This window comes from Dokdonia sp. R86516 (assembly GCF_044596715.1).
Classification (GTDB): Bacteria; Bacteroidota; Bacteroidia; order Flavobacteriales; family Flavobacteriaceae; genus Dokdonia.
The window spans coordinates 572,895-590,381 of record NZ_CP138998.1 but is presented as its reverse complement, the minus strand read 5'-3'; the positions used below and the strand labels follow the sequence as shown (position 1 = coordinate 590,381).

The 17,487-nt window shown below is 38.2% G+C and carries 20 protein-coding genes; 7 read left to right on the top strand and 13 right to left on the bottom strand.

Going from position 1 to position 17,487, the window contains the following annotated elements:
* Positions 1–3: 3 nt before the first annotated feature.
* Together SJY23_RS02805 and SJY23_RS02800 are read right to left on the bottom strand one after the other, a co-directional pair.
* Complete coding sequence (locus SJY23_RS02805) at positions 4–315, bottom strand: rhodanese-like domain-containing protein (RefSeq protein ID WP_396597362.1); 312 nt, start codon at positions 313–315, stop codon at positions 4–6.
* A complete protein-coding gene (locus SJY23_RS02800) occupies positions 299–2,047 on the bottom strand; it encodes an aromatic amino acid hydroxylase (protein WP_396597361.1) in 1,749 nt (582 codons plus the stop codon). Before SJY23_RS02800 ends, SJY23_RS02805 begins: the two co-directional genes overlap by 17 nt.
* Before the next feature lie 161 nt (positions 2,048–2,208).
* Here SJY23_RS02800 and SJY23_RS02795 point away from each other — a divergent pair, with 161 nt between their 5' ends.
* Complete coding sequence (locus tag SJY23_RS02795) at positions 2,209–2,958, top strand: enoyl-CoA hydratase/isomerase family protein (RefSeq protein WP_396597360.1); 750 nt, start codon at positions 2,209–2,211, stop codon at positions 2,956–2,958.
* Between the two features lie 91 nt (positions 2,959–3,049).
* On the opposite strand, the gene SJY23_RS02790 is transcribed toward SJY23_RS02795, so the two are convergent.
* Together SJY23_RS02790 and SJY23_RS02785 are read right to left on the bottom strand one after the other, a co-directional pair.
* Positions 3,050–3,616 carry a DUF4136 domain-containing protein gene (locus tag SJY23_RS02790; protein WP_396597359.1) on the bottom strand — a complete coding sequence of 189 codons (567 nt, stop codon included), beginning with the start codon at positions 3,614–3,616 and terminating at the stop codon, positions 3,050–3,052.
* 355 nt (positions 3,617–3,971) lie between these two features.
* A complete protein-coding gene (locus SJY23_RS02785; protein WP_013751106.1) occupies positions 3,972–4,142 on the bottom strand; it encodes a DUF5522 domain-containing protein in 171 nt (56 codons plus the stop codon).
* Between the two features lie 118 nt (positions 4,143–4,260).
* Between SJY23_RS02785 and SJY23_RS02780 the strand changes: the two genes are divergently transcribed.
* From SJY23_RS02780 to SJY23_RS02760, 5 genes are all read left to right on the top strand, one after another.
* Positions 4,261–4,587: a hypothetical protein gene (locus SJY23_RS02780; protein WP_035335678.1), complete on the top strand. Its 327-nt coding sequence runs from the start codon at positions 4,261–4,263 to the stop codon at positions 4,585–4,587.
* Positions 4,588–4,590: 3 nt separating this feature from the next.
* Positions 4,591–5,499 (top strand): 1-aminocyclopropane-1-carboxylate deaminase/D-cysteine desulfhydrase, encoded by a 909-nt coding sequence (locus SJY23_RS02775; RefSeq protein WP_396597358.1) that lies wholly within the window; start codon positions 4,591–4,593, stop codon positions 5,497–5,499.
* Between the two features lie 4 nt (positions 5,500–5,503).
* Entirely contained in the window at positions 5,504–6,337 is an 834-nt protein-coding gene (locus tag SJY23_RS02770) for a glucosaminidase domain-containing protein (protein ID WP_396597357.1), read from the top strand.
* A gap of 69 nt (positions 6,338–6,406) precedes the next feature.
* Positions 6,407–7,690: a glutamate-1-semialdehyde 2,1-aminomutase gene (hemL, locus tag SJY23_RS02765; RefSeq protein WP_396597356.1), complete on the top strand. Its 1,284-nt coding sequence runs from the start codon at positions 6,407–6,409 to the stop codon at positions 7,688–7,690.
* A gap of 52 nt (positions 7,691–7,742) precedes the next feature.
* Positions 7,743–8,249, top strand: coding sequence for a hypothetical protein (locus SJY23_RS02760; RefSeq protein WP_396597355.1), 507 nt, complete (start codon positions 7,743–7,745; stop codon positions 8,247–8,249).
* 87 nt (positions 8,250–8,336) lie between these two features.
* Here SJY23_RS02760 and SJY23_RS02755 read toward each other — a convergent pair whose 3' ends face one another.
* The 3 genes from SJY23_RS02755 to SJY23_RS02745 form a co-directional block, all read right to left on the bottom strand.
* Entirely contained in the window at positions 8,337–8,786 is a 450-nt protein-coding gene (locus SJY23_RS02755) for a hypothetical protein (protein WP_396597354.1), read from the bottom strand.
* A gap of 233 nt (positions 8,787–9,019) precedes the next feature.
* Positions 9,020–11,494: a zinc-dependent metalloprotease gene (locus SJY23_RS02750; protein ID WP_396597353.1), complete on the bottom strand. Its 2,475-nt coding sequence runs from the start codon at positions 11,492–11,494 to the stop codon at positions 9,020–9,022.
* Between the two features lie 63 nt (positions 11,495–11,557).
* Positions 11,558–13,030, bottom strand: a complete 1,473-nt coding sequence (locus SJY23_RS02745; RefSeq protein WP_396597352.1) for a hypothetical protein — start codon at positions 13,028–13,030, stop codon at positions 11,558–11,560.
* Between the two features lie 152 nt (positions 13,031–13,182).
* Between SJY23_RS02745 and yiaA the strand changes: the two genes are divergently transcribed.
* Entirely contained in the window at positions 13,183–13,644 is a 462-nt protein-coding gene (gene yiaA, locus SJY23_RS02740) for an inner membrane protein YiaA (RefSeq protein WP_396597351.1), read from the top strand.
* A 79-nt stretch (positions 13,645–13,723) separates the two neighbouring features.
* Here the strand turns inward: yiaA and SJY23_RS02735 are convergent, their stop codons facing one another.
* The 6 genes from SJY23_RS02735 to SJY23_RS02710 form a co-directional block, all read right to left on the bottom strand.
* The gene (locus SJY23_RS02735; RefSeq protein ID WP_396597350.1) at positions 13,724–14,107 is read right to left on the bottom strand and encodes a thiol-disulfide oxidoreductase DCC family protein; all 384 of its coding nucleotides are present in this window, start codon (positions 14,105–14,107) and stop codon (positions 13,724–13,726) included.
* Positions 14,108–14,369: 262 nt separating this feature from the next.
* Positions 14,370–15,017 carry a DsbA family oxidoreductase gene (locus SJY23_RS02730; protein ID WP_396597349.1) on the bottom strand — a complete coding sequence of 216 codons (648 nt, stop codon included), beginning with the start codon at positions 15,015–15,017 and terminating at the stop codon, positions 14,370–14,372.
* Position 15,018: 1 nt separating this feature from the next.
* Positions 15,019–15,333: an EthD family reductase gene (locus tag SJY23_RS02725; protein WP_396597348.1), complete on the bottom strand. Its 315-nt coding sequence runs from the start codon at positions 15,331–15,333 to the stop codon at positions 15,019–15,021.
* Between the two features lie 21 nt (positions 15,334–15,354).
* Entirely contained in the window at positions 15,355–16,089 is a 735-nt protein-coding gene (locus tag SJY23_RS02720; RefSeq protein WP_396597347.1) for an SDR family oxidoreductase, read from the bottom strand.
* A 69-nt stretch (positions 16,090–16,158) separates the two neighbouring features.
* Positions 16,159–16,710 (bottom strand): carboxymuconolactone decarboxylase family protein, encoded by a 552-nt coding sequence (locus tag SJY23_RS02715; protein WP_396597346.1) that lies wholly within the window; start codon positions 16,708–16,710, stop codon positions 16,159–16,161.
* A gap of 66 nt (positions 16,711–16,776) precedes the next feature.
* A complete protein-coding gene (locus SJY23_RS02710) occupies positions 16,777–17,340 on the bottom strand; it encodes a TetR/AcrR family transcriptional regulator (protein WP_396597345.1) in 564 nt (187 codons plus the stop codon).
* Positions 17,341–17,487: the final 147 nt, after the last annotated feature.

Below are 17,487 nucleotides of genomic sequence, written 5' to 3'. Positions count from 1 at the left end.
ACCTTAGGTGTTCATTTTCTTATAAAGAGAAAGCCATCCGCCACCATTAATAGCTTCAATACCTTTTGACCTAAGGACGGCTGCGGCTGTAGCACTCCGGCCACCGCTGGCACAAACGCATATTACAGGTTTGTTCCATTTTTTAATCGTTGTGGCTTGGGCGGCTATGTTTTGCACAGGTATGTGTTTAGAGCCAGGGATGGCGCCGCTATCATATTCGGCTTTTGATCGCACGTCTATGATAACAGCATCTCTACTAAAGAAGTCATCAAGTTTCCGCTGTTTCTTACCAAAAAAACTACTGAATAACCCCATTATCTTCCATTACTAAGCTTAGTCCGTCTTTTATGAGGTGCGCAATATTTGCTCTAGAAATCATGAGAGATTCTAAGTGTGCTAGCACTTCCTTGTTTCGCGTAAGCTCAAATATTTCAAGCGATAAAAGCCAGTCAGAAGGATACTGTTTCTGTACTGTTTGAAATATCGTTAAGAGAGTTGTTTCTTGTGGGACTCCACTTTCTCGTTGAGTTCTTACTTCTTTGTAGAATTCGTTGAGTTTCTTGTCTTCTTCAGATAGTTCATGTTGTATGGTGGTGGTGGTACTCACCTGACTTTTTATCTCAAACGAATCATGATCTGCTGCTCCTGCAAAAGCAGAAACTACAGAGGTTCCTATGGCCATATCAAAAGGCCCATTCTTACGTGAGATAAGTTTGTCACCTTTGTATGAAACTTCGCAGCCATCAAAATGAACTACGAGCAAGGTGCCATCTACACTACGAGTACCAGTGGTAATCATTCCTGTCACGGTAATGCCACTTTCAAACTCAAAGGAGTTTATGCCGCCTTCGTAAATTTCAAAAGCTTTAAGATCTCTTGGACTCATATTTTCGATAGCCATAGAGCTACGCTTGAGCTTCCCTAAGGGAGAAGAAAATCCTTTTCTAAAATGATCTGTTCCTAGTCCTATAAGCTCCTTACCTCTGTAAGAGAGTGCACTAGGGCCATGAGTTTCAAAATAAACAACGCGGTTGTCTTCATCTTGAATCATGTTACTAAAATTCCCACTTACTTGCAGTCCAGTGTTAAGCTCGATAGAGCCTAGTTGCTTGCAATCTATAAGTTTTTGAACACCTCGCCATCCACCACGTCTAAGTGCCATAGTCTCTGCAAATTCTTCTAGTACTTCCATTAAGTACCCAAAATCTGGTGTAACAAATAGCTGAGGTTGCATTTGTGTGATATCAAATTCTTGATAAGCAGCATCTATGCTATAAGGTAGTTTTTTTACAGCATCAGTAAGGCAATGTTTACTCTCACCTAGTGATGATAATAATCCAGCGCCATATAATTTAGGATCTTCCAGCGTTCCTACAAGTCCATACTCTACGGTCCACCAGTGAAGGTTTCTTATTAATGCAATTTCAGATGGTTCTACCGTCATTTGCTGCAGGCGGTTTACTTCATCTTCGGCAGCGTCTATATCTTCTTGAGCAATACCCTCTGCTTCTTTTAAAATAGATAGCTTGCGTACTGCTTCATACATATCCATATCATGAGCATTTGATATGGCACGAGCACCTATTTCTCCAAATCTGCGCAGGTACTCTGCATAATCTGGACTTGCAATAATAGGAGCATGACCAGCACCTTCATGAATAATATCTGGTGCAGGTGTGTATTCTATATTTTCTAGTTGGCGTATGTCACTAGCAATCACAAGCACCTTGTATGCTTGAAATTCCATAAAAGCATTAGGAGGTATAAAACCATCTACCGCAACAGCAGCCCAACCTATTTCTTTAAGAATGCGATTCATCCCGTACATAGAAGGGATGTTATCTATAGAAATCCCTGTTTTTTTAAGACCAGACATATAGCTCTCATGAGCCACCTGACTTAAATGAGCTACATTTTTACGCATCACATATCTCCACACCGCTTGATTAATAGGAGTGTATTGATCATAATCTTGCGCCTTGATATATTGACCTAAGTGCTTAGGCAGACGATCTAATAACGGGTTTGATGTAACTGGTATTTCCATAGAGTAAATTTACAAAGAATTGGTCGTGATTAAAATGCTTTCCTAAATCGTTTGCGTTAAATTATTTTTGGGTATCCGCTTTCGCGAAAATGTGAGTTGGCAAAACACGCATTACTCCCTATTTACCTATTTTTACCTAACATTAACTTCAGCTATATACAATGACACAACCTTACGTAAAGACATTAAAAGCAAATGGAATCGCTACGATTTCTTTTTTTCATCCAGCGCATAATAGCATGCCTAGTACTGTACTTGCAGACCTCGAGAGTGCAATACAAAATAGTGGAGAAGATGAAGATGTAAAAGTAATCATACTGCAAAGTGGAGGAGAACGCACCTTTTGTGCTGGCGCCAGTTTTGATGAGCTTAAAAGCATAGAAGATAATGTAGAAGGGAAAGAATTCTTTATGGGTTTTGCACGGGTTATTCTTGCCATGCGTTCTTGTTCTAAGATTATCATAGGTCGTATTCAAGGTAAAGCAGTAGGAGGTGGCGTAGGTCTTGCAGCTGCAACAGATTATTGCTATGCGACTAAGTATGCGAGTATAAAACTAAGCGAACTCACCATAGGTATAGGGCCTTTTGTAATTGCTCCCGCTGTTGAACGCAAGATAGGGTTGAATGGACTAAGCGACTTGACACTGAATGCAACAGAGTTTTATAGCCCAGAATGGGCTAAAGAAAAAGGACTGTATGCAGCCCTTTTTGAAACTTCTATTTTAATGGATGAAGCGGTACAAGCACTAGCTGTAAAACTTGCTTCATACAACCCAGAAGCGGTTACCGCTATGAAAAAAGCATTATGGGAAGGAACAGACCACTGGCCATCACTTCTAGAAGAACGTGCTGAGATGAGTGGTACTTTAGTGTTAAGTAAGTTTACAAAAGATACACTGGGAGCGTTGTAACTGAGATGATAATACCAGTCAGAAACTTTATATATTAAAAAAGCACCCCTTGGGGTGCTTTTTAAGTTCAAGGGCTAATTCAAACAATATTTTAATTTCCTGCTACTTGTGGAGGATATACACCTAAAATTTCTTTAACGATTAGGTTAATGCGTTCTTCACGCTTATCTACGTCGCCAGTAACTAGTGGTGCTGTACCTTGACCTTGCCAGATAAGCTGATTTTTATTTGCGTCAATTAAGTCAATGTATAAAGTGCCTTGAGTAGATCTTGCAACGGTGTTATTATTAAAACCACCGTTCCAGCCCCAAGGGCCTCCCCATGGCCCCCAGAAACCTCCCCAGCCACCACGGAAGCCAAAGTTGTTTTGGTACACATCGATACGTTCTTTAGCTTTTGTAAATATGCTTACGAGTACCGTAGGATTTTCAGATTTTGTAAAACCTTTTGCCGTCATCTCAGATTCAATAGCGCGGAGTACACGTTTTTTATCTAAGTCAGAAATCTCTGCTTTGTCTATTCCTGGTTTGTAAAAAGCAAAGGTTTTGTACTCGTTAAAGTTTGTTTCCTTGTCGTAGTCAGAAGCTACGCGCACAGTGCTACATGAAGCCAGTAAGAGTACGGCTCCCAGTAATGGTAAAAGTCTAAGTGCTTTCATAGTAGTTTGTTTTTAAAGATTATTTATAAGTGGTTCTGCAAAAAAATGATAATACTAACTGCAAGATTAGGGTCGTAATCATAAGGTGATTGTTCTATAAGGTAACAATCCTTTGGTCACTTATCCTGTTTTATCAAACACTTCTTTTATTTGTCTAGTGTAAAATGATTGATTTTAAGCATCTTTCAGATTATTAAAATTATCAATTACCGTACCAAAATGGCTGTTTAAGAGAAGCACATATATCTCATCAACAAGGTGATGGAATATATGTAACTAAAATGTAGTAATTGGTGTGTAGAATTTTTCGCGAAAGCGCACTGTATATAATGCCTTTGTTTACTTCAAAAAGAACTTAGTTCTGGCTGTTGGTTTTCTTGCTATACCCATACGGACAATGACGGCAACCGCTCTCACAGCAATAACCACGTTTAAGATGATATTGTTCTGTAAAACATTTGTAGCCCTCTGGCGTTAGGTAGTAATCGCCATCTTCTATCGGAATATGTTTTTTTAAGTAGGACATATTACAAAGATAAGGATACGGCACAGACTTTGAATAACGTCTATAATATAAGTAGTAACGTACAAGTATTAAGGAGATCTTAAGATACTGGATGTTATAATTGATTTATTTTTGACCTATGTTTCTAATTGTAAATAAATATTTATTGCGCAAACGCTTTGTGGGAGTGACCCTCTGGCCATTTATAGTAATGCGTACTCCAGATCTCAAGGAGGATATTGTATTTATTAATCACGAGAAAATCCACATTAGACAGCAAGCAGAAATGCTTGTGCTTCCATTCTTTATATGGTATGTAATAGAGTATTTTATAAGACTTATACAGTACAGGGATAATTATGTGGCTTACCTTAATATAAGTTTTGAAAGAGAGGCTTATGCTCGTGAGTGCGAGCTTAGCTATCTAGAAAAGCGTCCTTTTTGGAGTTTTCTAGCGTATCTTTAACCCGTGAATCTTACTTCAGAAAATCAATTTATTTCAGAAACTAATGGCTATTCCCTTTCTATTAAAAGGGAGGACTTACTGCATCCTACAGTTTCTGGAAACAAGTTTAGAAAACTTAAATATAACCTTATTCAGGCCCGAGAAGAGGGTTTTGAAACCTTACTCACTTTTGGAGGAGCTTACTCAAACCATATTGCTGCTACAGCTGCGGCTGGGCAATTAGAGGGTTTTAAAACTATAGGTGTTATACGTGGAGAAGAGCTAGGTGTTAATCTTGCTAAGACGCTTGAAAGTAATCCTACACTGGCATTTGCACATGAGTGTGGGATGAAATTTCACTTTATATCAAGGCAAGAATATCGTGAGAAAGATGAGTTACGCTTTCGCGAAAGCATAACAACAACCTTTAATAATCCGTTTATAATTCCCGAAGGCGGAACTAACGAGCTTGCTATCAAAGGTTGTGAAGAGATCTTAACTGAAGATGATACAGACTTTGACTACATATGTTGTCCCATAGGAACTGCGGGAACAATTTCTGGTATTATTAATAGTCTCAAGCCACATCAAACAGCAATAGGTTTTCCTGCATTAAAGGGAAATTGGGTGGCAGATGAGGTGAGAAAATATGCAAATAATGAGCAGTGGGAGGTTATTGCCAACTATCATTTTGGTGGATATGCAAAGGTGAATGGTGATCTCATTAACTTTATAAATGAATTTCATTCAAAGCATCAGGTTTTACTAGATCCTATTTATACGGGTAAGATGCTTTATGGCATTTCAGAGCTTATGAAAGGTGGGTATTTCCGCAAGAATTCTCGTATTTTAGCCGTTCATACGGGAGGTTTACAAGGTATTGCAGGAATGAACATCCAGCTTGCCAAAAAAGGGCTTCCACTCATAGACTAATTATATGTTGAAACGTTTTACCATACTCTTGATTATAGGAATACTCTCTGTAAGTTGTGGCGGTTCTAAAAAAGCTACGCGTTCTAAAAAAAGAACGAAGACTACACGAACTATAGAGAGAAGACAGCCATCTCCAAAAGTGACGGAAGCAAAAACACCAGATGAGAATCTTGATAATGGTGTAAATCCAGTTCCCAAAGGTGGTGTGAACGGCTATATAGATACCTTTGCCGATATCGCAAAAGAAGAAATGGAATTATACGGAATTCCAGCTAGTATTACACTTGCTCAAGGTATTCTAGAGTCTGGAGCAGGAAAAGGAGAGCTAGTTCTAAAAGCAAATAATCACTTTGGTATTAAATGTCACGACTGGAAAGGTCAGACCGTTTATCATGATGATGACACTAAAGGAGAATGCTTTAGAAAGTATAGCTTGCCTAAATTTTCATACAGAGATCACTCCTTATTCTTGACAGGCAGAAAACGCTATACAGATCTTTTTAAACTTCCTAAGGATGATTACAAAGGGTGGGCAGAAGGACTTCGTGCTGCGGGTTATGCAACAGATAAAAAATATCCTCAAAAGTTAATTAGCCTAGTAGAACGCTATGAGTTGTATCGTTATGATGGAGAAGTTCTAGGAAAAGATGTGGAGGATTATAAGAAAGTGACAGACAATAATAACCAACATACTGTACAAAAGGGTGAAACGCTTTACCGTATATCACGTAAGTATGATGTAACGGTGCCAGAACTTAAAAAGTGGAATGGTATTGATGGTAATCAAATTTTTGAAGGTCAAGTGCTTTTTATCAAACCATTTGATAGAGGGTATTAAGAGATTAGATTCTTGAATAAAATAGAGTACAAGATCGTACAATGTACGGACAACAAATAGCAAATTTAGATGATTTATAAAAGGAGTAGTGAGCTCTTTGTGGCAGCTCAAAAAGTAATACCAGGAGGCGTAAATAGTCCCGTAAGAGCTTTTAAATCTGTAGGAGGAGATCCTGTATTTGTAAAAGAAGCAAAGGGAGCTTATTTATATGATGAAGATGGACGCAGGCTTATCGATTACATCGCTTCATGGGGGCCTATGATTTTAGGTCATGCACATAAACCTGTGGTAGATGCTGTTGTTGAAAAAGCACAAAAAGGTACTTCCTTTGGAATGCCTACAGAGATAGAAACAAAAATTGCCGAGCTTGCCATCTCGATGGTACCAGGTATTGATAAAATACGCTTTGTAAATAGTGGTACAGAAGCCTGCATGAGTGCAGTGCGTCTTGCTCGCGGATTCTCAGGAAGAGAGAAGATTATCAAATTTGCAGGTTGTTACCACGGTCACTCTGACTCGTTCCTTATACAAGCGGGAAGTGGCGCAGTAACTTTTGGTTCTCCTAATAGTCCAGGGGTAACTGCTGGTACAGCAAAAGATACTTTACTTGCAGATTATAATAATCTAGATAAGGTAAAAGAACTTTTTGAAGCAAATCCAGGTGAGATTGCTGCAATTATTATAGAACCTGTTGCAGGTAACATGGGTTGTATTCTCCCTGCTGAAGGATTCTTGCAAGGCTTGCGTGAGCTATGTGATGAGCATGGAGCACTACTCATATTTGATGAGGTGATGACAGGCTTTAGACTAGCAAAAGGTGGTGTGCAAGAACTTATGGATGTTCGTGCAGATATTGTGACTTTCGGAAAAGTAATAGGTGGAGGATTACCTGTAGGAGCTTTTGCAGCTCGTACAGAAATCATGAGTCATCTTGCTCCAGAAGGTCCAGTATATCAAGCGGGAACCTTAAGTGGTAATCCGCTAGCGATGGCTGCAGGACTAGCCATGCTTACAGAGTTAAATAATAGCGATGTTTTTGAAAGCCTAGCAAAGAAAACCGAGTACCTACATAAGGGAATAGATAAGGCCTTAACTGATAGTGGAGTGACCTTTACTATAAACCGAATTGGCTCGATGATTTCTGTACACTTTGCCGAAGGTGCAGTGACAGATTTCAAATCGGCTGCGGTGGGGGATAATGATAGGTTCAAGAAATTCTTCCATGGATTACTTGAAGAGGGTATTTACATTGCACCAAGTGCCTATGAAAGCTGGTTCTTAAATGACGCTCTTTCTTATGAAGATCTTGATGAGACCATTGCTGCGGTAGCAAAGGTGGGGAAGACGTTGTAAGATGCAATCATTAAAATTGTAGCTCTCTATCTTAAATAAGCATTTTATAGTCATGAAAAATATTATAGTAATATTTCTTGTATTGTTTTCTTTCTCAATAGAAGGTCATGCACAAGTGGATAGAAGAAGTGAATTTGTCTTTCAAGGTTCCATACCTGAACATAAATTGAAGTTTCTGAAGCAAAACTATAAATGGAAAGAAGGAACACAACTTATTGTCAATTTCAAAACATTTAAAAGCACTTGTCATTACAATCAATATCGTGTAAAGAATAACGATTGGCTTGATGAGTTTTACAGGAAATTAAGCTTAGAAAATGTTACTAATATTTACATCCCACTCCAAGAGAAATCAGCTAAGAAACTCATAATGTCAAGAAACGATTTCTATGAGGATAAAGATGATTTTTTTACTAAAACCTTCAATTTAAAAAGCGGGACACATTGCTATGCTCTTATGATGATTAATGAAAAGGGTTCGTTTATGTTGCGAGTTGGAGAATATCTAGAAGCAGATATATCTGACTTCTTAAGAATTCTGGAAGGAGAACAACCTTAATTATTTATCAAAATTACTATAACAAAAAAAACGGCATCCCAATCACGGATGCCGTTTTCAATCTAAAAATAAACCAATCAATCAAAATTATTTATTTCCTCTGCGTGATTCTTTGTGACCTCTTTTTCCTTTGTCACCACGCTTTCCTTTTCTCTTAGCATTCATTCTCTTAAACTGCTTGAACTGGTCTTCTGTTAAGATGCTTTGCATTTTTTCTTGCATAGCAATCTGCTTATCTAGACGCTCATTCTGCATTGCGTAGCGTTGCTTTTTTGTAAGCGCTGGCTTTTCTTTATTTGCCTTGCGCTTTGCTTGCATCGCTTTGCGATCTTCTGCTTGATCAAGAAGTACTTTATACACTTTTTTAGACTGGTTATCGTCTAGTGCAAGTGCAAGTGTCATCTTCTTTGTGCTTAGTGTAGCAACTTGTTCTGCAGTCATGTCATTACCTCTTCTTTCTTCTCCAGATCTTGGACCTCTTTGTGCAGACATTGATATGGTCGCAAGTACTAGAAACATCATCATTAACTTTTTCATCTTTTTTATTTTTTAATTGTTGAACACTTATATGACCTTAAAAAAAGAGGAAGGTTTAATTATTATACTTTTTTGTGACTTTATTATGATTTTATCAAAGCACGCTTTCGCGAAAGCGTAAACCCAATAATCATCTGTTTAAATAAGAAATTGACATCCTAAAAATGAACCAAAAAAAACAGCCAGCAATCTTACGATTGCTGGCTGTTTTAAAAAGTAAACTATTGTAAGTATTACTTAGGATCAAGTATCATGTTGATACGCTCTACAAGATCTTCTGAGTGTATGCGGCTCATACGGTCTCTAAGTCGGTTGTTTTGTAAATCACGTTTAAGATCTTTAAGTTCTGCACGTACTACGGCACGTATATCACTCTGACCTACATTTACTCTAGTCCCGCTAAAGAAGCGACCACCACTTTGATCTTCTGTCATGATAAACTCAAGACGTTCTACATATGCACGCTGTAAGTTACGACGGTAAATATCTATCGCCTGGCGGCTTCTCAACTCTGAGAATAAACCAGCTCTTAGGTCAGACATCATAGTAACTAGTGAGTATGCATCTGCATCGTTTAATGCTTCATTTTCAAGCATACGAGCCATACGTCCAAAGTCTAGAAGGTTGTTAAGTGTTCTAGTCTGGAAACCTCTCACGCGCTCTACACTTCCAGCATTTTCAATTTTGTCAAAAATGTTGTTGTCTAGTAACCACTCTGGAGTTTTAAAGAGTTGTGCCTGGATGAAGTTTAATGCTTCTTTCTGTTTTGCTTTAGGAACGTGTGTGTACACGGCTCCTTCTTGATCATAGGTTTTGTACATTTCATATACACCACCTACGTTAGCTGCAACATGGCCCATATAACGGTTGTACTGTGATAATACTTGACCATACATTTTATCTAGCTCATCATAGTTTTGACCTTCTTCGGCGGTCCACTCGATTAGGTTAGGAACGATGCGTTTAAGGTTTGCAATACCATAAGCACTTGCTTTCATAGCATCATCACCTAGATCTTCTGTTTGCGAGCTAGGATCAATCACACCTCTTTGCTGTCTCCCAAAACGGTACATAGGATCTCCAGCATGCTCAAGAATCCAGCTGTCTAGTGTTTTCTTCTCTTCTTCAGCGCTGTTTGCAGACGGGATAGGGCGGTAACCCCACTTAATAGCATACTTGTCATAAATACCTATGTTAGGCATTAAAGCTACATCACCATCTCCTGGTTGTGCTACGTAGTTAAAACGTGCATAATCCATGATTGATGGTGCAGTTCCATATTTTTTAGTAAACTCAGGATCACGTAAATCATCTACTGCATAAGCAACACTACTTCCCATGTTGTGTGGAAGTCCAAGTGTGTGACCAACTTCGTGCGAACTCACAAAACGAATTAGTCGTCCCATGATTTCATCTTTAAACTCGTTGCTACGAGCTTCTGGGTTGATAGCTGCAGTCTGTACAAAATACCAGTTGTGTAATAATGTCATTACGTTGTGGTACCAGTTAATGTCACTTTCTAAAATCTCTCCAGAGCGTGGGTCACTTACGTGAGGTCCATTTGCATTAGGAATAGGAGAAGCTAGGTAGCGCACCACACTATAACGTACATCTTCTGGACTCCAGTCTGGATCTTCCTCTACAGATGGAGGATCGGCAGCGATGATAGCGTTTTTAAAACCTGCAGCTTCAAAAGCTACTTGCCAGTCTTCTATACCTTGTTTGATATATGGTACCCATTTCTTTGGAGTAGCACGATCTATATAATAAACGATTTGTTTTTTAGGCTCTACAAGCTCACCACGATTAAAGGCAGCAAGATCTTCATCTTTTACCTCAAGTCTCCATCTGTCTAGGTAGCGTATAGTTTTGCTCTTTTGTAAGTCAAGACCGTAATCTGTTTGACCACGTCCAAACCATCCTACGCGCTCGTCAAACATACGGCGTTGCATAGGTTCTTTTGGCAATAAGATCATGGAGTTACTCATCATTAATGAGAGTGTACCCGTAGCATTATTAGACGGTAAAGCGCTACCACTATATGTTTTTACACTACGCACCTCAATGTTTTGCGGGTAGCTTCTTATCGTGTCTATGTAAGATCGCTTTCCATCAAGCTTTGTCACTTTAAGCCCTTTACGGCGTCCTTGTGGCAAACCTAAAGGCTTGACATCTGTCTCAAATAACGGACTAGCATCGATAACAATATTTTTATTTCCAGAAACAGAGTCCTTCTTATAAGCCTTTACATCAAAAGCATATAAAACTGGCTCAAAGTTACTGTTCTTTACAGCCTCAGAGATAGGAAGTGAGTCTGCAGCATATACTTCGTGTGACACCACACGTAGTAATACTTTCTTGTCTTTTACTTCCCAGCGTAATACAGAGGTGTTTTGCTTTCCACCACCAAAGCCTAAGCCTCCAGCAGTTTTTGCAATACGCGTTACCATGAGCATCTCGCGACCCATCAGGGAGTCTGGAATCTCATAAAAATACTTGTCGTCTAGTTTGTGTACGGTAAAAAGACCTTCATCAGTCTTTGCATCTTTAGTAATTACTTTGCCATAAGGTTTAATGGCATTTTTACTGTCTTTTGTTTTGGATTTTGAAGCACTTGCCTTGCTGGCAACTTTAGATTGTGACGTGCTACAACTTGCGATAGTAATGGCAAATAGGGTTGCCACCACATAGGATAATTTTTTATTCATTCGGTTGACCTTTTTTGGTGGGTAAAAGGTACAGACCAGCGCCTCCCTATTTTGTTAAGAAAATCACAACATGGCGAGTGTGGTCTCATAAAGTTTTGTGCCGTCCAGTTTAGCTTTTATCCACGCAAAGAAGCTCACCATAAAAATGTCTTCATCTTTTAAGGACGCTACGGTAAATTGATTCATTACGCTTTCGCGAAAATTTGACTTCTTCACAATAGTCGGGTCATTAAAAATCTGGTTAAAAACTTTTATAAAGCGTTCCAATCTCACTTCGGAAAGGATGATCTTTTCATACTTTCTTTTGAAACTACGTAGCTGTGAGTGCACGAGGTCAATATATTCTAGCTCATAATAAATGATTAACGACAATAAATCTCTTTTAATCATCCAGTCTATGCCTAGTCGTTCCTCATACCAACTATCGGTATGTTTAAATTTATTAAGCGTACTTAAAGCAGCTTTGTGCTCGCCTTGCTGTGTGAGAAAGACCACTTGTGCCAGCAATACATCTGGATCAACTTTCTTTGTTGATGTTGAGATGTGGTTGTCAATGGCAGCAATAGCAAGAGAGGAATTACCACTGTAATTTAAAACGAAGGAGTTTATGAGAAGCAAATTTTCGCGAAAGCGGGATTCCCACTTTCTATTTTCGGCATTCATTTCGGTGTTCATAAGCGAGAGGTAATGTGTTGCCTGCTCAAAGTCGCGCACTCTAAAATGAGCATTTGCCATAAAGTAGAGCACCTGGATGTGGTAAAAGCGCTGCTTTTCTTGAACGATGTCTTTTTTCTTTATGAGATTGTAGGTGTGCGTGATAAAAGGCAGTGCCTCGCCAAAATTGTGATCTAAGTGCGCTGCCGTGTTTATGATTTCAAGTAGCTGGAACAAGGATTTAAAGGTGAACGTCTCGTTGATTTCAATATGAAAAGCAGCGAGTATCTCTTCTACCGTTTTCTGGATTCCTTTTTTTAATAAATGCTCGTCAAATATGAGAACGCGCTTGATATATGCATATGCCATGTTGAGTTGCTCTTGCTGTATAAATCGTTGCTGGTTTTGTTGTGCGGCTTGCGTGAGCTCTTGTAAATCTACCTCTGGATGAAGATGGCTGTACTGGAACTGGGTGTGGTAGCTTTCAATAAGTGCCGTGTGCAAGTCAAGGTCTTTTGCTTTTTGAGTCGCTTTTTTTAAGAGTTTTTGCGCAGGTTTATGGAGGTCTTGCTCATAGAGAATACGCGCTGCGAGTATCCATTTAAAAACCTGCATATCATCTGAGGTTTCATTTTCAAAGTTTTGAGTGGCTATAAAGTCAATGAGACTGTCTTGCAGTCTTTTTGAAAGTGCGTGGTAAGCATTACGATTTGCGCTTCCATAAAGTAAAACATCTATGTCCTTAAGAGGAGTTCCCTTTCTGATGAGATGATATAACGTGAGATTCTTGGTGTCTGTCCTCCGATTTTTTGAACGTAAATAGGTCTTAAATAACTTACTGTCTTCTGTAGAGAAAGATTGTATGATAGCCGTGATATCCATTTTAAATCGTAAGGATTATTTGTTATAAAGATAGGTAATATAGGGTTTAAGGAATATTTTATCCTAATTAGGTCATAGGTATTATTAAAATATTTGATTTTAATAGCTGCTACATCACTGCATCTTTGTTCCATAATCAAACAACAATAATTATGGAAAATCAATTTGAAACACCCGTAACAGAAAAGAAGAGTAAAAAGAAAGAACCATTTTCAAACAAGCCTACGGGAGCTTTTATAAGCGCATCTTGGAGTGCATTATTTGTAGGGATGATATCCTTTTGTGTAGGACTATGGAATGCAGATATGTACCTTAATGAAAAGGGATATTACTTTACCGTATTGCTATTTGGACTATTTGCTGTAGTATCTGTACAAAAAAGCGTGAGAGATAGACTAGAAGGAGTCCCAGTGACAGATATTTATTATGGTATAAGTTGGTTTGTGACCATCGTCTCTATCTTACTACTCGTTGTAGGTTTATGGAATGCAGATCTAGATTTAAGTGAGAAAGGATTTTATGGAATGTCTTTTACGTTAAGTCTGTTTTCGGCCATAGCGGTGCAGAAAAACACAAGAGATGTAAAATTTATAGATAGTATTAATGACAACTAGCAAAAAGCGACACCCACGGGTGTCGCTTTTTGTTGTTTGATGAGACCCAATGCTTCTTAGGGAGTGTTGGGTTTCTATATTAAATATTGATGGTACAAGATGAAGAAGCACCAAACCATTTAAGTCTATTGCGAGAAGCGGTATTGTAAATATAATCACGTATGATCCTTGGGATAAATGCGAGCAATGTTGCTACTGCTTTCCATTTTGGGATTTTTGAAACAATCTTTAAAAATCCATCAGAGTGCGTGTGTAACTCTTGATTATCAATGAGCATTACTGTGTCCAATCGATCCGTAGGCTTGCCGTATTCTTTTAAAATACGCTGTCCTTTTGGAGATTGAAAGGCGATACATTCAAACAATCCGCTTGGTGCAAATTTAATAAGCCAGCCCACAACACCATTACAGAGATTACAAGCTCCATCAAATATAATTATGCTTTTTTCTTGTAAAGGTTTCATAGCGATGATATTAAGTTCTTCACTTATAGGTCGGAGTTGAGGTGGTTTCTTTTCATAGGTGAGCCAAATATTTTTAAAAATTGAGTGGAAGTACTAGGGTAGCGGTGTTGTTACGCTTTCGCGAAAGCGTAATTATCTAAATATATCCTCGCAGCACCAAAAGTAAAAACCCGCACACCATGCCTTTTGAACATTATGTACGGGTTCTCTAATCTTTAAAAATGCTTTTAGGGAAAGCCTATTTTAAAGAGTAATATATCTATTATTCAGTAATAAGTTCTGAGAGTACTTTCTTAAATAAATCTACAGGTTGTGCTCCAGTAACTGCACTCTTTCTATTAAAAACAATGGTAGGAACTGAGTTTACACCTAAATTCTTCCAGTAACCTTGCTGAGTTCTTACTTCATAACGAGCTTCTTCATTATCAAGTAAGGCCATGCCTTCTTCTGCATTTAAGCCAACGTCGAGAAGTGCTTGTTTTAAGACCTCTCTTTGTGATACATCCTTACGCTCACTAAAATAAGCAGTAGTAAGTCGCATTTTTAATTCCGTTTGCTTGTCAAATTTCTTTGCATACTCTAATAGTACGTGCGCATCAAAAGTGTTTACAATTCTCATATCGTCAAAATAGTCAAACGTAAAACCAAGCTCATTTCCAGCATCTACTAGTCGTTGCTTAGACTCTTTTTGTTGCGCTGCAGTTGAGCCATATTTTTCTGTAATATGCTCATCTACATTTTGACCTTCGGCAGGCATTTGAGGGTTTAATTCAAAGGGTTGCCACTCAATCTCTATTTGGTCTTTGATACCAAGTTCTGATACTGCTTTTTCAAGTCGTTTGTAACCTACGGTACACCATGGGCAAACTACATCTGAGACAATATCTATTTTTAATTTTTCTTTCTTCATTTTACAAATCTATGATTTCACTTATCTGTAATTCTCCTTGAACGTTGCTGTAGTTCTCAACGTCTGCTGCAAATTTTTCTCCGTGTGGTGCAAAGCTCTCTTGGAAAGAAGCAATACTATCAAATTTTAAATGAGCAATCGCTACATAAGGAGCAAGCTCTCCAGGAGCTCTTCCAGCGATTCCTACTTCTAGTTCTAATCCCTTTAATGCGTCACCTAGTGATTCTTGAATCATAGGTAAGTGACTATTTTTATAATAGTCGGTGTCAAATTTGACATCCTCACTATTAGGGTACATTACAGATACTTTTATCATAATAAATGTTTTAATGTGAAATTACTCCGAAAAATCTGAAGTTACGATGTTGTTAGAGAAGTTCTCGTATTCTTTCTCAAACTGCTTTGCCATGTCATCTGGAAATAGGTGGAAGTCTCCAGCTTTTAGTGCGCTTACAATTCCTTCAGAAATCTCAGAAGTAGCTGCTGCATTTTCAAAGCCTGCCTTTGCAGCCATATCCGTATCTACTGGTCCTGGGTGTACACTTAGTACATTAATTCTTCGCGGACTTAACTCTGTGCGAATTCCTTGTGTTAAAGAATACGATGCTGCTTTTGATGCAGAGTATGTAGAGAGTTGAGAGAAGTTCTTGATAGAAGCGATAGAGTTTAATTGTACAAGCGCTCCTTTGTTGCTTTCTAACGTTTTCGCGAAAGCGTTTGCAACACGCACTAATCCAAAAGCATTTACCTGTAGCTGATTAAGAAAATCTTCTTCTACATCATCACTTATGATAGACTGTGGTGTACCTATACCTGCATTGTTTACTACTACATCTACATCTGTAGCGTGTTCTGCTAGTGTTTTTATTGAGGCTGTGTTTGACACATCTGCTTGTAAAGTGACTACTTTATCACCATACTTTTCTTCTAGTTCTTTTGTAGAGTTTGTATCACGCACCGCTAGATATACTTTCTTTGCTCCGTGGTCTAAAAATGATTCCACAATCGCTTTACCAATACCTCTATTTGCGCCAGTGACTAATGCTACATTATTTTCTATTGCAATACTCATATGACCTTTTAAAGAAGCCTTCCTACAATATTGAGGAAGGCTTATTATTAATTAAGTTAGGGGAGTTACTTATTTTTTCTCCCAAGCAAACTTCTCAAATGCAGCATCTACAGGTGTGTTTGCGATGTGATTTGTATAGTTACTTATTACTTTTTGAGATAATCCTAAGATGATATCTAGTACTTGTCTTTCTCCATATCCAGCTGCATAAAATGCAGTAAGATCTTCTTGAGAAACGTTACCACGGTTACGTGTAAGCGATAAAGTGAATGTACGTAGTGCTTCTAGTTTTGGATCTTCTAATGGAGTCTCGTTACGTAAAGCCTCGATGATTGCGTCATCTACTTTCATCATTTTTGCGATACCTGTGTGTGCTGGTACGCAGTAGTGACATGCATGCTCTACGTTAATTGTTTGCCATACTACCGTTAACTCATCTGCGTTAAATGAAGAGTTCATAAACAGTTCATGTAATTCTTGGTATGCTTTTAAGATTTGTGGAGACTCTGCAAGTACTCCATGTAATCCTGGAAGCATCCCGAAAGACTTTACAGAACCTTCTAATAATGGTTTACTCTCTTGTGGAGCACTCTCGATGTTGTGAACTTTTAATGTTGTCATAATAGCAATTTTTAATTTATGTTAATTATATCTAAACGTTCGTTTAGTTTTAGGGTAAAAAAATAGTTAGATGTTTTTAAACGTCATCTCTATGTAATCTTCAATCTCTTGTGTTGTGTTTACTCTTGACGCAGCTGCTAGGCCATGTTTGGCTAATAAAAGAAAATTTGCTTCTCGCATAATGGTTTCCTCATCTTTACTACCGTCCATTCTTAATTTTTCAATAAAAAGCTCCTTTATAGTAGTCATAAAGGAATTCATCTCTTCTTGAATCACAGCGTCTTCACTAGCTGCAAACTCGTTGTAGGTATTTGTAATTAGGCATCCGTTGCGAGAACCATCTTGATCAACGATAGTTACAGAGTCTATAAAAAACTGTTTGATATCTTGAACACCGTTTGTACCGCTAGCAAACTTCTTAATAATAGCGCCTACTTTTTCTTTGTAATAAGCTAAGCTTGCCAAAAACAGACCATGCTTATTTCCAAAGCTCGCATAGATTGAGAATTTATTAATACCCATTTCCTTCTCTAGCATTTGCATAGAGGTAGACTCGTAGGTATTTTTCCAGAACAGATTCATAGCCTTTTCGACTACTTCACGCTCATCATAATTCTTTTTTCTAGCCACTTGTTTCTTATTACTGCACAAAACTAACCAACCGTTTAGTAATTAAAAAGCCTTTAACAATAATTTGTGTTATGCATTACTTAAAGACAAGAAATCCCCATCATATAAATGATGAGGATTGTAGGTGATAGGTAGTGATGGTGGGTA